Origin of the sequence: Streptomyces sp. NPDC059861, from assembly GCF_042731435.1 — a bacterium.
Taxonomy (GTDB): domain Bacteria; phylum Actinomycetota; class Actinomycetes; order Streptomycetales; family Streptomycetaceae; genus Streptomyces.
Window position 1 is genome coordinate 343,446 of the sequence record NZ_JBHWJQ010000001.1, and the last position, 15,292, is coordinate 358,737.

At 73.0% G+C, this 15,292-nt stretch carries 14 protein-coding genes; 11 read left to right on the plus strand and 3 right to left on the minus strand.

Translation table 11 applies throughout. The features are described from left to right. Nucleotides 1–40 precede the first annotated feature (40 nt). The 6 genes from zapE to ACFV6X_RS01525 all read left to right on the plus strand — a co-directional run bounded on the left by zapE (nucleotide 41) and on the right by ACFV6X_RS01525 (nucleotide 6,983). Nucleotides 41–1,141, plus strand: coding sequence for a cell division protein ZapE (zapE, locus tag ACFV6X_RS01500; protein WP_385375939.1), 1,101 nt, complete (start codon nucleotides 41–43; stop codon nucleotides 1,139–1,141). Nucleotides 1,142–1,553: 412 nt separating this feature from the next. Beyond that, nucleotides 1,554–2,135, plus strand: a complete 582-nt coding sequence (locus tag ACFV6X_RS01505) for a carbonic anhydrase (protein ID WP_385375942.1) — start codon at nucleotides 1,554–1,556, stop codon at nucleotides 2,133–2,135. A gap of 8 nt (nucleotides 2,136–2,143) precedes the next feature. Then, nucleotides 2,144–3,598, plus strand: a complete 1,455-nt coding sequence (locus ACFV6X_RS01510; protein ID WP_385375945.1) for a SulP family inorganic anion transporter — start codon at nucleotides 2,144–2,146, stop codon at nucleotides 3,596–3,598. Between the two features lie 109 nt (nucleotides 3,599–3,707). Further along, nucleotides 3,708–4,613 (plus strand): slipin family protein, encoded by a 906-nt coding sequence (locus ACFV6X_RS01515; protein ID WP_385375948.1) that lies wholly within the window; start codon nucleotides 3,708–3,710, stop codon nucleotides 4,611–4,613. 89 nt (nucleotides 4,614–4,702) lie between these two features. Continuing rightward, nucleotides 4,703–6,082 carry an alkaline phosphatase PhoX gene (locus ACFV6X_RS01520; RefSeq protein WP_385375950.1) on the plus strand — a complete coding sequence of 460 codons (1,380 nt, stop codon included), beginning with the start codon at nucleotides 4,703–4,705 and terminating at the stop codon, nucleotides 6,080–6,082. Nucleotides 6,083–6,134: 52 nt separating this feature from the next. Beyond that, nucleotides 6,135–6,983 carry a polysaccharide deacetylase family protein gene (locus tag ACFV6X_RS01525; protein WP_385375953.1) on the plus strand — a complete coding sequence of 283 codons (849 nt, stop codon included), beginning with the start codon at nucleotides 6,135–6,137 and terminating at the stop codon, nucleotides 6,981–6,983. Nucleotides 6,984–6,988: 5 nt separating this feature from the next. Here the strand turns inward: ACFV6X_RS01525 and ACFV6X_RS01530 are convergent, their stop codons facing one another. Next, the gene (locus ACFV6X_RS01530) at nucleotides 6,989–7,171 is read right to left on the minus strand and encodes a hypothetical protein (protein WP_385375956.1); all 183 of its coding nucleotides are present in this window, start codon (nucleotides 7,169–7,171) and stop codon (nucleotides 6,989–6,991) included. Between the two features lie 11 nt (nucleotides 7,172–7,182). Here ACFV6X_RS01530 and ACFV6X_RS01535 point away from each other — a divergent pair, with 11 nt between their 5' ends. The 5 genes from ACFV6X_RS01535 (at nucleotide 7,183) to ACFV6X_RS01555 (ending at nucleotide 12,971) form a co-directional block, all read left to right on the plus strand. Continuing rightward, nucleotides 7,183–7,932, plus strand: a complete 750-nt coding sequence (locus ACFV6X_RS01535) for a peptidyl-tRNA hydrolase (RefSeq protein WP_385375959.1) — start codon at nucleotides 7,183–7,185, stop codon at nucleotides 7,930–7,932. 123 nt (nucleotides 7,933–8,055) lie between these two features. Continuing rightward, on the plus strand, nucleotides 8,056–8,844 hold the full coding sequence (locus tag ACFV6X_RS01540; RefSeq protein WP_385375962.1) for a DUF4142 domain-containing protein: 789 nt from the start codon (nucleotides 8,056–8,058) through the stop codon (nucleotides 8,842–8,844). Between the two features lie 158 nt (nucleotides 8,845–9,002). Then, a complete protein-coding gene (locus tag ACFV6X_RS01545; RefSeq protein WP_385375965.1) occupies nucleotides 9,003–10,331 on the plus strand; it encodes a DUF692 domain-containing protein in 1,329 nt (442 codons plus the stop codon). Between the two features lie 97 nt (nucleotides 10,332–10,428). Beyond that, complete coding sequence (locus ACFV6X_RS01550) at nucleotides 10,429–11,205, plus strand: TIGR04222 domain-containing membrane protein (protein ID WP_385375968.1); 777 nt, start codon at nucleotides 10,429–10,431, stop codon at nucleotides 11,203–11,205. 134 nt (nucleotides 11,206–11,339) lie between these two features. Next, the gene (locus ACFV6X_RS01555) at nucleotides 11,340–12,971 is read left to right on the plus strand and encodes an alpha/beta hydrolase (RefSeq protein WP_385375971.1); all 1,632 of its coding nucleotides are present in this window, start codon (nucleotides 11,340–11,342) and stop codon (nucleotides 12,969–12,971) included. A gap of 27 nt (nucleotides 12,972–12,998) precedes the next feature. Here ACFV6X_RS01555 and hemQ read toward each other — a convergent pair whose 3' ends face one another. Beyond that, complete coding sequence (gene hemQ, locus ACFV6X_RS01560; protein WP_385375974.1) at nucleotides 12,999–13,730, minus strand: hydrogen peroxide-dependent heme synthase; 732 nt, start codon at nucleotides 13,728–13,730, stop codon at nucleotides 12,999–13,001. 5 nt (nucleotides 13,731–13,735) lie between these two features. Further along, a complete protein-coding gene (hemG, locus tag ACFV6X_RS01565; protein ID WP_385375977.1) occupies nucleotides 13,736–15,190 on the minus strand; it encodes a protoporphyrinogen oxidase in 1,455 nt (484 codons plus the stop codon). Nucleotides 15,191–15,292: the final 102 nt, after the last annotated feature.

Sequence of the window (15,292 nt, forward strand, 5' to 3'; positions counted from 1 at the left end):
GCCGGAACCGCCCCCGTCCCACCCCTTAGCATGGGTAAGCGTGTCCTCCTCCACCACCGCCGGCCGAAGCCCCATAGCCGCCGAAGCCGCCCCCCTCTCCCTCTGCACACGGGAGCCGCACGTCCCCGCGGACCGCCTGGTGGCCGAGATGGTGCCCCCGCCCCGTTTCGACTCGGTGCGCTTCAGCACGTACATCCCGGACCCGAACCAGTCCAGCCAGACCGAGGCGGTACGGGTCCTGGAGGGCTTCGCGGCCGGCCTCGGCGCGGCCCCCGGCAGCGGCAGGCGGGGATTCTTCGGCTTCGGCAGGGCCAAGGCGCCGAAAGCCCCCGCCGGGCCCCGGGGCGTCTACCTCGACGGCGGTTACGGTGTGGGCAAGACCCACCTCCTCGCCTCCCTCTGGCACGCGACCCCCGCCGAACCCGCCCACAAGGCGTTCGGCACGTTCGTGGAGCTGACCAACCTGGTCGGCGCCCTCGGCTTCCAGCAGACCGTCCGGACGCTCTCCGGCCACCGCCTCCTGTGCATCGACGAGTTCGAACTGGACGACCCCGGCGACACCGTCCTGGTCTCCACCCTGCTCGGCAAGCTGGTCGACGCGGGCGTCGCGCTCGCCGCCACCTCGAACACCCTGCCCGGCAAGCTCGGCGAGGGCCGGTTCGCGGCGGCCGACTTCCTGCGCGAGATCCAGGGCCTGTCGGCCCACTTCCGCGCCCTGCGCATCGACGGCGAGGACTACCGCCACCGCGGCCTGCCGCAGGCGCCGGCGCCGTTCACCGACGAGCAGGTGACACGGGTGGCGCAGGCCACCGAGGGCGCCTCGCTCGACGCGTTCCCGCGGTTGCTCGACCACCTGGCCCGCGTCCACCCCAGCCGGTACGCCGCGTTGACGGACGGTCTCAAGGCGGTGTGCCTGACCGATGTGCGGCCCGTTCCCGACCAGTCGACGGCGCTGCGGCTCGTGGTGCTCGCGGACCGGCTCTACGACCGTGAAGTGCCCGTCCTGGCCTCGGGGTTGCCCTTCGACCAGCTGTTCAGCGAGGAGATGCTGAAGGGTGGCTACCGCAAGAAGTACTTCCGGGCCATCTCGCGGCTCACCGCGCTGGCCCGGGACGCCCAGCGCCTGACAGAGGGCCGGTGACGCCACGCCGTCGCGGGCGTCAGAGGGACGGATCACGCCAGCTCAACCTCACTTTTGAGGCTCTCTTCGGCTCGAAACGCCAAGTTAACCCTGCAAGCAACTTTGCAGGGTTAATGTCTTTCTTGACCAGCTGTTGACCAACCGTTGGTGCGGGCTAGAGGCGTGACCGAACCGGAGGGAGGCCCGATGTTCCGAATACGCGAGAGGGCCGAATCCGACGCGGTCGCGCCCGGCGCCGCGTACGACCACGTGTCGAGACCCTCGACCGCCCCCTCCCCGACCGCGTTTCAGGTCTTCGGCCGCTGAGACCGGTCGCCGAGACCGGCCGCCGGAAGCAGAAGCGGTCCCCCACGTCACCCTGTCATGCACGTCCGACGCGCCCCCACTGCGCGCCAGGAGGAATCACCACGTCATGCAGCCCCTCATCGACAACGCCCGCACGTTCGGACAGCGCCCTGAGGAGTTCGCTCAGCTGGCTCAGGGCCAGTCCCCTGAAGTCCTGTTCATCACCTGCTCCGACTCCAGGGTCGTTCCTGCCCTGATCACCGGCGCCCGCCCCGGCCAGCTGTTCGAGCTGCGCACCGCGGGCAACATCGTCCCCCCGTACACCTCCGGCCGCCCCAGCGGTGAGGCGGCCACCATCGAGTACGCCGTGGAGGTGCTCGGCGTCCGGGACGTCGTGGTCTGCGGCCACTCGCACTGCGGTGCCGTCGGCGCGCTGGTGCGCGGCGACGACCTCGACGCCGTGCCGGCCGTGCGGGACTGGCTGGCGCACGCCGCCGACCAGCCCGAGGCCGCCGACCCGACCGACCCGACGGTCGCCGAGGCCGTGCAGAACCACGTCCTGGCCCAGCTGTTGCGGCTGCGCTCGTACCCGTGCGTCGAGCAGCGGCTGACGGACGGCCGGCTGCGGCTGCGCGGCTGGTACTACGAGGTGCACACCGGCGCCGTCCGCGAACACCACGCCGGCACCGACGCGTTCGAGGCCCTGTGAGGCCCGCAATGACCAAGTACCCCTACTTAAGGCAGGACTTCGCGGCCTCCGTCGTCGTCTTCCTCGTCGCCGTGCCGCTGTGCGTCGGCGTGGCCGTCGCCTCCGGCGTACCGGCCGAACTCGGCCTGATCACCGGCATCGTCGGCGGCATCGTCACCGGTCTGCTGCCGGGCAGCAGCCTCCAGGTGTCCGGGCCGGCGGCGGGTATGACCGTGCTGGTCTACGAGGCGGTCACCGAGTTCGGGCTGCCCGTGCTCGGGGTGCTCGTGCTCGCGGCCGGTCTGCTCCAGCTCGTGATGGGCGCCCTGAAGCTGGGACGCTGGTTCCGGGCCATCTCGGTCTCGGTCGTGGAGGGCATGCTGGCCGGCATCGGCCTCGTGATCATCGCGGGCCAGCTGTACGCGGCGGCCGGCATGAAGGCCCCCACGTCCGGCATCGACAAGATCGCCGGTCTGCCCGAGGCCGTCGTGCTGGCCGTGGGCAGCACCACGGCGCTGGCCTCCGTGGCGATGGGAGCGGCGACGATAGCCGTCGTGGTGTCGTGGAAGCGGCTGCCGGAGAAGGTGCGCGCGGTGCCCGGTGCCCTCGCGGCGGTCGCCCTGGCCACGCTGGCCACCCTCGCCTTCGACCTCCCGGTCTCCACCGTCGAGGTGAACGGCCTCATCGACTCGATCCAGCCGCCCGGCGCGGGCGCCTTCGCCGAGCTGGCGAGCCCGGTCGTCATCGGCACCGTCCTGGCCTTCACGCTGATCGCCTCCGCGGAGAGCCTGTTCAGCGCGGCGGCCGTGGACCGGCTACACGACGGTCCCCGCACCCGCTACGACAAGGAACTGATGGCCCAGGGCGCGGGCAACGCGGTCTGCGGCGCGCTCGGCGCCCTGCCGATGACCGCGGTCATCGTGCGCAGCTCGGCCAATGTCCAGGCGGGCGCCCGGACCAAGGCCTCGCGGGTGCTGCACGGCCTCTGGCTGCTGCTGTTCGCCGCCCTGCTGCCGTCCGCGCTGGCGCTGATCCCGCTGCCCGCGCTCGCGGGCATCCTGGTCCACGCGGGCTGGAAGCTGATCCCGTTCCGGCAGCTCGTGACGATGTGGCGCGACCATCGGGGTGAGGCGGTGATCCTCGTCGTCACGGCGGCCGCCATCGTCGGCGTGAACATGTTCGAGGGCGTCCTGATCGGCCTCGCCCTGTCGGTCGCCAAGACCGCCTGGGAGGCCTCGCACCTGAAGCTGGAGGTCATAGACAAGGGTGCCGGACCGATCCAGGCCCACCTGTCGGGCAACGCGACCTTCCTACGGCTGCCCAAGATCCTCGACAGCCTGGAGGCACTGCCTCACGACCGGCCCATCGAGCTCGACCTGTCCGGTCTCCATCACCTGGACCACGCGTGCCGTACGGCGCTGGAGAGCTGGGCCGAGCGGCACAGCGCGTCGGGCACCGACCCGGTGAAGGTGACCATACCCTGACCGATCCCGCGACCCGGTGTCCGGTCCGGAGCCCCCGTGGCCCCGGACCGGACACCGGGCATATCGTTGCAGGAACGGATGTCACGGGCCTCTGGCGAGGAGGTCGTCCATGCTCGAAGAAATCCTGGTGGCCGCCGCCGCGGTCGGCTCCGCCGGTGTGGTGTACCTCGGGGCGGCGGCGCGGGTCGTCAAGCAGTACGAGCGCGGTGTGGTGCTGCGGCTCGGCCGGCTCAGGGGCCAGGTGCGGGCGCCCGGATTCACGCTGATCATCCCGTTCGTGGACCGGCTGCACAAGGTCAACATGCAGATCGTCACGATGCCGGTGCCGGCCCAGGAGGGCATCACCCGGGACAACGTGACCGTGCGCGTGGATGCCGTCGTGTACTTCAAGGTGGTCGACGCGGCGAGCGCGCTGATCAAGGTCGAGGACTACAAGTTCGCGGTCTCCCAGATGGCCCAGACCTCGCTGCGCTCGATCATCGGCAAGAGCGAGCTGGACGACCTGCTGTCGGACCGCGAGAAGCTCAACCAGGGGCTCGAGCTGATGATCGACAGCCCGGCCGTCGGCTGGGGCGTGCAGGTGGACCGGGTCGAGATCAAGGACGTGTCGCTGCCGGAGACGATGAAGCGCTCCATGGCCCGCCAGGCCGAGGCCGACCGCGAGCGCCGTGCCCGCGTCATCAACGCCGACGCCGAGTACCAGGCGTCGAAGAAGCTCGCCGAGGCGGCCCAGCAGATGGAGGACACCCCGACCGCGCTCCAGTTGCGGCTGCTCCAGACGATCGTGGCGGTCGCCGCCGAGAAGAACTCGACCCTGGTGCTCCCCTTCCCGGTGGAGCTGCTCCGCTTCCTGGAGAGGTCACCCCATGCGGTGGCCCACCCCCAGGGGCAGAGCAGACCGGACCTCCCGCGGCCCGACGAGACCGCGAGCCTCACCCGAGAGCCCGACTCCTCTCCCGATCCCGACGCCAATGAGCCGGCGCGCCCCACCCCGGGCCTCAGCGACGCTCAGTGACGGATGCTACACGCGTGGTTCCAGCGACCGCCGGTAGCTGATAGACACGGCGGGGTCACTGTCCTGTCCGCCAGCAGGAAGGTTTCCCCATGTCCGTGACGCGTCGTCATGCCCTCGCCCGCGGCGGTGCCCTGGGAGTGGGCATCGCCTTTTCCGGCGCCCTGTCCGAGCTCTTCGCCGGTACGGCCGCCGCCCAGCACCTCGGCCACACCGGCTACGGCCCCCTCGTACCCGACCCGGAAGGCCTGCTCGACCTGCCGGAAGGATTCCGTTACCGGGTGCTCTCCCGTGAGGGCGACCCGCTGCTCTCCGGCGAGGGCCGCGTCCCCTCCAACCAGGACGGCATGACCGCCCTCGCCGGCCGCCACGGCCGTGTCCATCTCGTCCGCAACCACGAGAACCGCGTCACGTCGCGGGGCCCCGTCCCGGTGGTCGAGGGCCTCACCTACGACCCGGCGGCCAAAGGCGGCTGCACGGCGCTGACGCTGGAGCCCGACGGCCGGGTCTGCTCCGAGCGCGTGGCCATCGCCGGTACGGCCGTCAACTGCGCGGGCGGCCCCACCCCTTGGCGTACCTGGCTGACCTGCGAGGAGACCGAGGACCGAGCCGGCACCACCGGCTACACCAAGGACCACGGCTTCATCTTCGAGGTCGATCCGGCCGACCCGCACCGCACGGGCGCGGTCCCGCTGACCGCGATGGGCCGCTTCCAGCACGAGGCGATCGCGGTCGACCCGCGCTCCGGCGTCGTCTACGAGACGGAGGACGCCTTCGTCCCGCCCTTCGGCCTCTTCTTCCGCTTCCTGCCGAAGAAGCCGCTCGGCGGCACGGGCTCCCTGCGCGCGGGCGGGCGGCTCCAGGCGATGCGCGTGCCCGGCGTACCCGACCTGTCGTCGGTGCAGGAGGCCGGCGCCTGCTTCGACGGCGTCGAGTGGGTGGACGTACCGGACCCGCTCGCCACCACCACCTCCGTGCGCCTCCAGGACTACGGTCCCAAGGGCATCACGCGCGCGCAGAAGCTGGAGGGCTGTTACTGGGGCGGCCGGAGCGTGTACTTCGTCTCGTCGTTCGCCCGCAGCGCGGACGGCTCGGCGGGCGACCACTCCGGCCAGGTCTGGCGCTACGACCCGGCGGCCCGTCGCCTCACCCTGGTGATCGTCTTCGGCCCGGACAACGACGTCGAGCTGCCCGGCGAGTGGCCGGACAACATCTGCCTCGCCCCCGGCGGCGGCCTGATGGTCTGCGAGGACGGCAACGGCGCGCAGCACGTCTTCGGAGTCACTCGCCGGGGCGAGGTGTACGCGCTGGCCCGCAACCGGCAGAACACCGGTACGCCCCAGGCGCCGAAGTACGGCGAGTTCGCGGGCGTCACCTTCTCGCCGGACGGCGAGACGATGTACGTCAACTGCTACGACCCGGGGACGACCTTCGCGGTGCGCGGTCCGTGGCGGAGGCCGCCGGCCGGGTGACCCGTCCGTCGCGTCGGCGCTGACGCCGACGCGAATGTCATATTTTCCTACGGTGATCACTTATGCGCGAAGAGTCATCACCGTCTGCGCCCTGGGCGCCGCCCTGGCCGCCTGCGGCACCGTCAAAGCGCCGCAGGGTGGCCGGACGGCGGTCCCCTCGGCGCCCGCCTCCCCCGCGAAACCGCCCACCCTCGCCCCCGGCCCCGCGGGCCTCACACCGGTGTTCACCAGCGGCCCGCGGGCCGGGGGCAAGACCGTCGCGCTCACCTTCGACGCCGACATGACCGCCGATCAGGGGCCGCGTGCCGCGGACGGCGAGCACTTCGACAACCCCCAGCTGATCGCGACGCTGCGGGCGCTGAAAGTGCCGGCCACCGTCTTCATGACGGGCCGGTGGGCGGAGCAGTACCCGATCCAGGCCCGCGGCATCGGCCAGGACCCCCTGTTCGAGGTGGCCAACCACTCCTACAGCCACTACGCCTTCACCGCCGACTGCTACGGCCTGCCGACGGTCGGCGTGGAGCGGATGCGCACGGAGGTCGAGCGGGCCTACACGGCCTTCCGCCGGGCCGGCGTGCGGGACGCGAAGCCGTACTTCCGGTTCCCCGGCGGCTGCTACGACCAGCAGGCGCTGCGGGCGCTGAGCGCCACGGGCGTGACAGCGGTGCAGTGGGACGTGGTGGGCGGCGACGCCTTCGCGACGGACGCGGACGCGGTGGCGCGGCAGGTGCTGGAGGGGGTGCGGCCGGGGTCGGTCGTCGTGCTGCACTGCACGCGCAGCGCCGCGCCGACGACCGAGCGGGCGATCCGTACGGTCGTGCCGGAGCTTCGGCGGCAGGGATACCGTTTCGTGAAGGTGTCCGAGCTGATCCGCGCGGCGGCCACCGACGGGCGGTCGTGACCGCCCTAGCCGGAACAGGCCGTCCGCTGGGCCTCCAGCCACTCACACTCGGGACACAGCGTGATCCCCTTGTACGACTCCGGATACTCGGTCGGCTTCCGGCACAGCACGCACTCCGCGTACGGCGGCCCCGCCGCCTCGGGCGGCCTGCTCGCGTCGATCAGGCAGTAGTCGTCACCGTCGCTCATACCTCCAGCGTATGCCCGTGGCTCCCGGCGCTCGCGAGGTTGGCAGACTGGACCGCGTGACCACAGAACCGACTGCCGGCCCCTTCCGCTCCGAGCCCGGCCCCCGCGACACCGCGCCCCAGTTCGTGCTGCCGCTGGTCGTGCGGCTGGAGCGGGACGCCCCGCCCGCCCGGACCGATGCCCTGGAGAGCGCCGCCCGCGCCGTGCTCGTGCTGCTGAGCGACGCGCGCTCGCTGGGCGAGGGGGAGTGGGCCGAGGCCGTGCGGCACTGGCAGGACGCACGGATCCGGAAGGTGGTGCGGCGGGCCCGGGGCGCCGAGTGGCGGCGGGCCGAGGCGCTGCCCGGCATCACGGTGACCGGGAAGGCGGCGGTGAGGGTGTTCCCGCCGGTCCCCCTGGACGGCTGGCCGAAGGACCTGGCGCGGTTGCAGGTCTCCGGGACGGACCTCGACGATCCGGAGCCGCCGGTCGCGGCGGACCCGGGGGCGCCGGTGCTGTGGCTGAACCCGGAGATCGAGATGTCGGCGGGCAAGGCGATGGCCCAGGCCGGGCACGGCGCCCAACTCGCCTGGTGGGCGCTTCCCGACACCGAGCGCGCTGCCTGGCGGGACGCCGGGTTCCCGCTCGCCGTGCGCACCGCGCCACGGGGCCGCTGGTCCCCTCTCACCTCGTCCGGGCTGCCGTTGGTGCGCGACGCCGGGTTCACCGAGATCCCGGCGGGCAGCTGCACCGTCGTCGCCGACCACCCGGCGCTGCGCTGAACCCGACCTCCGGCCACGGTTTCACGGAGCCTTGAACATCCGGGGCCCGTCCCGCGTATCTCCTGGCGCTGGCCTAGCGACTCGTGCACCAACGACCAGTTGGCTTCTCCCAGGAGGCACCCCTTGCGGCGTATCAACGGTACGGCCCTCATCATCGCGGCACTCGCCGCCACCGTCGGCGCTCTCGCCTTCCCGGTGTGGTCGTACGCCGACCGCTCCGGCACCGGCCAGGCCAACGTGGCCGCCGGCACCGTCAGCACCCAGTGGGGGCCGCTGACCGCGCAGGACCGTGACCTCATCGTCCGGGTGCGGCTCGCCGGTCTGTGGGAGCTGCCGGCCGGCCAGCAGGCGATGGAGCGGCCCACCAGCGCGGCGGTCAAGGAAGCCGCCGACCACCTGATCGTCGGCCACACCGACCTCGACAAGCGGGTGCGCATCGTCGCCGCCCAACTCGGTGTCGAGCTGCCCAACCAGCCGACCGAGGAGCAGCAGGGCTGGCTGAACGAGATGACCGCGGCCAGCGGCGAGGAGTACGAGTACAAGTTCGCCAACCTGCTGCGCGCCGCGCACGGCAAGATCTTCCCGGCGATCGGCGCGGTCCGGAACAGCACGCGCAACACGCTGGTCCGGCAGCTCGCCTCGGACGCCAACCAGACCGTCCTCGACCACATCACCGTGCTGGAGAAGACCGGCAGGGTCGACTTCGACGCCATCGCGAACGCGGCCGCGAACGCCGCGACCTCCAGCCCGAGTGGCCCGCCCGCGCCGGTCCCCGGCCAGCTCGTGCCGTCGGCGCCGCCCGCCGAGGCGACCGGGAACGTCGAGACCACGTCGCAGCCGTCGCCGGGTGCGCCGGGCACGGTCAACACCAAGCGGCCGGACCCGCAGGACACGGCGGGCGTCCTGCGGTGAGCCGCGGGCAACCTCAAATGTTGCTCTGAAGGCGCACGCGGCAGGGTTCGGGCCCCGGGAGCGGGGCCATACCCCCCTCACGCCGGAGAACAGCGGTCCGTCGAAGGAGACGACACAGCGCATCCAGGTGCAGGAGGACGGACGTGAAGGAGGGGGCCATGCAGCGACTGGGAACCGGAATCGGGTGGCGGCCGGAGATCGCGGACGCCGTGGAGCGCATGCCGGGCGTCGACTGGGTCGAGGCGGTCGCCGAGAACGTCTGCCCGGGGCACCTTCCGGAGTCGCTGCTGCGGCTGCGCGAGCGGGGGGTGACGGTCGTCCCGCACGGCGTCTCCCTCGGCCTCGGTGACGCCGAGCGGCCCGACCCCGGACGTCTCGCGGCGCTCGCCGAGCGGGCGGAGGTGCTCGGCTCGCCCCTGGTCACCGAGCACATCGCGTTCGTCCGGGCGGGCGGCCCGCTCACCGCGTCCCCGCGGCTGGAGGCCGGACACCTGCTGCCCGTGCCGCGCACCCGGGACGCCCTCGACGTGCTCTGCGAGAACGTCCGCATCGCGCAGGACGCGCTGCCGGTGCCGCTCGCCGTGGAGAACATCGCCGCGCTCATCTCCTGGCCCGGCGAGGAGATGACGGAGGGGCAGTTCCTGTACGAACTGGCCGACCGCACCGGCGTACGGCTCCTGATCGACGTGGCGAACCTGCACACCAACCACGTCAACCGGGGCGAGGACCCCGCCAAGGCGCTCGCCGAGCTCCCGCTGGAGGCCATCGCCTACGTCCATGTCGCCGGCGGCTTCGCACGCGACGGCGTCTGGCACGACAGCCACGCACACCCGGTCCCCCGGCCGGTCCTCGACATCCTCACCGACCTCGCGTCCCGGATCACCCCGCCGGGCGTCCTGCTGGAACGCGACGAGAACTTCCCGGAACCGGCCGAGCTGGAGGGGGAACTGACGGCGATACGGGAGGCGCTCGCGGAGGGTACGCGGACGAGGACGGGGGCAACGGTCGCCGCCCGGGACCTTGCGGCCCCCACCCCTGAGCCGGCCGGGTCCGCCGATCCCGTGTCCTCCGGTTCCGCTTCCGACGCCGCCCGGCAGCGTCTCGCCCTCGCGCAGGCCGCGCTGCTGTCCGCCCTCGTCGCCGGTACCCCCGTCCCCGAGGGGTTCGACGGGGCGCGGCTCGGGGTGCAGGCGCGCGCACTGGCCGGGAAGCGGGCGGACGTGGTGGCCAAGGTGGCGCCGGAGCTGCTGGGGATCCTGGGGGCCGCCTACCGGCCGTCCTTCCTGGCGTACGCCCAGCGGCACCCGATGACCGCGGGGTACCGGCGGGACGCCCTGGACTTCGCCGAGCGGTTGCTGCTGGCCGGTCGCCCCCAGGAGGCCCGGTCGCGACGGGAGTTGCGGGAGTGGTGGCTGGAGCGCTCCGGCTCGGCACCGCGTCCGCGCTCGCGGATGGCGCGGGCCCGGCGGGTGCTGCTGCGCCGTTGACCCGCGGGGCATGCGGAACGTCACGTACCGACAACGCTCCGTCCCGGAATGTGAACAAGGCATGGAGTTTCCCAGTCGGTTGGCATAGAAACACGGCATGTTCTGGGTCCTTCTCCTGTTACCGGCATGGGCCGTGGCCGGTCTGGCGTGCACCCGGCTGTGCCTGGCCGCCGTACGCGCGGCGGACGCCGAGGCGGAGCCCTGCGGGAAGCACGATCTGACGCTGTACGAAGCCGCGTTCCTGTCCGGCGGACCGGCGCGGGTCGCCGATCTGACGCTGGTGTCGATGGCGCGCCAGCGGCGGCTGCTCCTCGCGCACACGGGCTGGGCGACCGTCGTGGACCCGCGAGGGCGCGACGACATCGAGCGGTCGGTGATAGGCGCCATCGGGCCGGAAGGGCAGTCCCCCATCGCCCCGGTACGGGCCGCCGCGGCCGCCGCCGACGCGGTGCACGGCCTCGCCGACCGGCTCGTCAGCGCCGGTCTCGCGGTGCCGGCCGGGGCGGGGGCCACCGTCGGGGCCGGGGTGCGCCAGGTGCGGATCGCCACCCTGGCCGTCCTCGCGCTCGGCGTGGCCGCGCTGCTGATGCCCGCCCAGGAAGGGGTGCCGCGGCATCTGGTCGCCCTCTGGTTCGCCCTGCCGCTGATCCTCTGCCTGAGCTGCCTCGTCCTGGCCCGGATCGAGGCGCACCCCTACTCGCGCTGGGCCTCCCCGGCCGGACAGCGTCTGCTGGGGACGCTGGCCCGGCACCCGGGTGACGCCGGGGACGACCGCACCTACCTCACCTCGGTCGCCGTACGCGGCATCAGCGCGGTCGGCGAGCCGGATCTGCGCGCGGCCTTCGCGCACCGCGGATCCCATCGGCGCGTCTGACGCGGGCTCAAGGCTCCTGGGCTTCCCGGGGCGTACGGGCGCATTGGGGCCGACACCGGCCGCCTGTGCTTGCCTTTCCCCACAATCGTACGAAACATCCCTTCTGTCGCTGCCGCGCTCCGAAGGGATACGCGATGAGAGCTGCCGCCCTCTACACGGCCGCCGGTTCCCTGCTCCTGACCAGCCTCGCCGCCGCCCCGGCCGGCAGCGCTCCGGCCCGCCCGGACGCGACGGCCGAGTCGCACGGCACCGCCGTGGCCGCCGCCCGCGCCGCTGCCACCGGTGTCGACTTCGGCGAGTGCGCCGGAGCACAGAACGGAGCGCGGAACCCGCCGGGCATGGAGTGCGGCACGGTCACCGTCCCGCTCGACTACGCGCGGCCCGACGGCAAGCAGATCGGGCTCGCGGTCAGCCGGATGCCGGCCACCCAGCGCGACCCGCGCAACAGCAAGCGCAAGGTGCCCCGGCAGGGCGCCCTGGTCTACAACCCGGGCGGTCCGGGCGCCTCCGGCCTGCAGTTCCCGACGATCGGCCACCTCCCCGAGTGGAAGCGCCTGGCCGCCGCGTACGACCTGGTCGGCTACGCCCCGCGCGGCGTCGGCCGCTCCGCGCCGCTGTCCTGCGAGGACCCCGCGCAGCACTTCAAGGGGCCGTCGTCCGCACCCGCGCACCCCTCTCAGTCGTACAAGCGGGAGCGCATCGCGCGGGCCGCCGCCTACGCGCGCGGCTGCGCCGAGCGGTCGGGGGACGCGCTGCGGCACTACAACTCCCTGAACAACGCCCGCGATCTCGACGTGCTGCGCGCCGCGCTGGACGAGGAGAAGCTGACGTTCATGGGGGCGTCGTACGGCAGCTACTTCGGGGCGCTGTACGCGACGCTGTTCCCCTCGCACGTACGGCGGATGGTGTTCGACGCGGCGGTGAACCCCGACCCGGCGCAGGTCTGGTACCGCAACAACCTCGCCCAGTCGGCCGCGTTCGAGGACCGCTGGGCGGACATGAAGGAATGGATCGCCGCGCACCACGGCGTGTACGGTCTCGGCGCCACGCCGGAGGAGGTACAGCGCAGCTACGACACCGCGCGGGCGCGGCTCACGGGGAAACCGGCGGGCGGGAAGGTCGGACCGGGGCAGTTGCAGGGCGCGTTCCTGGTGGCCGGCTACTACGACGAATACTGGCCGTCGCGGGCCCAGGCGCTGTCGGCGTATCTGAAGGGCGATCCGCGGCCGCTGGTCGATCTTGCCGCGCCGCAGGAGAAGGCGGCCGCGCAGGCGGAGAACTCGCGTGCGGTCTACACGGCCGTCGAGTGCAACGACGCGCCCTGGCCGACGGAGTGGAAGGTCTGGGACCGGGACAACACCCGGCTCGCGCGCGTGGCACCGTTCGAGACGTGGAACAACGTGTGGCTGAACCTGCCGTGCGCCTACTGGCAGGCGCCGCGTCAACGGCCGCTGGACGTGCGGACCGGGCCGGGCGAGCTGCCGCCGACGCTGATCCTGGCAGCCGAACGGGACGCCGCCGCCCCCTACGACGGCGCCCTCGAACTCCACCGCCGGCTGTCCGGTTCGGTCCTGGTCACCGAGCGGGACGCCGGCACGCACGGCATCGCGGGCGGCCCCAACGCCTGCGTCAACGCCCATATGGAGGCGTACCTGATCGAGGGCCGGCTCCCGGGGCGCCGCGCGAACTGCGCACCGCGCCCGGAGCCGAAGCCGGGTGCCGCCGGGAGGCCGGGCGCCGCCGAACGGAGCGTTCCCGGCCGGTAGCGTGACGCCGCGCCGAGCCTTCGCCGGTCAGGCGAGGCCCGCGACCAGCTCCGCGATCTGCTTGCGGCGGCCGGTGTAGAACGGCACCTCCTCGCGGACGTGCATCCGGGCCTCCGAGGCGCGCAGGTGACGCATGAGGTCGACGATGCGGTACAGCTCGTCGGCCTCGAAGGCGAGGATCCACTCGTAGTCGCCGAGCGAGAAGGAGGCGACCGTGTTGGCGCGCACGTCCGGGTAGCCGCGGGCCATCTTGCCGTGGTCGGCCAGCATCCGGCGGCGGTCCTCGTCCGCCAGCAGGTACCAGTCGTAGGAGCGCACGAAGGGGTAGACGCTGACGTACGCGCGGGGCGTCTCGTCGGCGAGGAACGCCGGGATGTGGCTGCGGTTGAACTCGGCGGGGCGGTGCAGCGCCATGTTCGACCACACCGGCTCCAGGGCGCGGCCCAGCCTGGTGCGGCGGAACAGGTTGTACGCCTCCTGCAGCTGGTCGCTGGTCTCGGCGTGCCACCAGATCATCAGGTCCGCGTCGGCACGCAGCCCGGAGAGGTCGTAGGTGCCGCGGACGGTGACGTCCTTGGCGGCGAGCTGCTCGAACAGCTCGTGTACCTCTTCGGCGTAGCCCGCGCGGTCCTCGGGCAGCACGTCCTTCAGCTTGAACACGGACCACAGGGTGTAGCGGATGACCTCGTTGAGGTCCTTGGCCAGCTTGCCCTTGTTCGGGATCCGGTCGGGGGCGGTGGTGGAGGCGTCGTCACTCATGTCCGCTATTCTCCCGCTCCGCCGTGCAGGCTCTGCACCGGGTGGGCGGTGAGCTCGCGCACCGCCGCCAGGTCGCCGTGGATCTGGTCCACCGCCGCGTACGCACTGGCGACGCAGGCCGGGATGCCCACCCCGTCGTAGACCGCACCGCACACGGCGAGGCCGGGGAGCTTGCCGACCTGCTCACGGATGCGGGCCACGCGCGCGTGGTGGCCGACGGGGTACTGCGGCAGGCCCTCGTCCCAGCGGGTGACGCGGGTTTCGACGGGTGTCGCGTCCAGGCCCGTGGCCGCTTCGAGGTCGCGCCGCGACACGTCCACCAGGCCGGCGTCGTCACGGCCGAGGATCGCGGTCTCGCCGTACCGCCCGACGGAGGTGCGCAGCACGACCAGGTCCGGGTCCTCGCCGGCGATCCAGCCCCACTTCCGGGAGGCGAACGTGGACGCCTTGATGGTCCGTCCGTCGACCGGAGGCACCAGGAAGCCGCTGCCCTCGGGAAGGCGCGCCTGGGACCTGCGGTAGGCGAGGGTGACCAGCGCCATCGACGCGTACTCCACGGCGGCCAGATCGGTCGCGGCCGCCGGGGCCTCGGCGCGCAGCAGCTCGGCCGCGGACGGCGCGGGCGCGGCGACGATCACGGCGTCGGCGTGCAGGACACGGCCCCCGGCCACGACCCGCCAGCCCGTACGGCCCTGGCGGCGCAGCTCCGTCACCGGGGCCCCGGTGACGATCTCGCCGCCGCGGGCGCGCACCGACTCGGCCACGGCGAGCGGGAGGGCGCCCACGCCGCCCTCGATGCCCATGAACACCGGCCCGGTCCGCGCGGCGGCCGCCGCCTTGGCCTGGATCTCCCGGACCGCCTCGGTGAGCGAGTCGTGCGCCTGGGCTGCCTGGAACAGCTGGGGGACGGCCGAGCGCATCGAGATGCGGTACGCGTCGCCCGCGTAGACGCCGCCGAGCAGCGGCTCCACCAGCCGGTCGACCACCTCGCGACCGAGCCGCGCCGCCACGAACTCGCCCACCGCGACGTCGTCGCCGATCTCCGTGCGGGGCAGGCCGGCGTCGCGCTCGATACGCGCGAGGCCTTCCTCGGACAGCACCCCCGCGAGTGCGGAGGCGGTGCCGGGCACACCCATGACGTGCCCCTTGGGCATCGGGCGCAGCGCGCCGCGGGTCCACAGGGAGGCCGTCGCCGTGGCCGGCGGCTGGAGCCGGTCGGCGAGGCCCACCTCGCGCGCGAGGGCGACCGCCTCGGGCCGGCGGGCCAGCATCGACTCGGCGCCCAGATCCACGCGGACGCCCGCGATCTCGCCGGGCAGCAGCTTGCCGCCGACCCGGTCGGACGCCTCCAGCACGGTCACCCGCGCCCCACGGTCCAGCAGCCGGTGGGCGGCGGCCAGCCCGGCGATGCCGGCTCCGACGACCACGGCCTGCCCGGCGTCGGTGGATGCTGCGTTCATGGCTCCACCTTCTCAGACGCCGCTGACAGTCACCCCGAGGCCCTGTGGCCCCACCGAGTCCCGACCGTGACCGCATCGGGACCGGCCGGATCCAACGTCCCG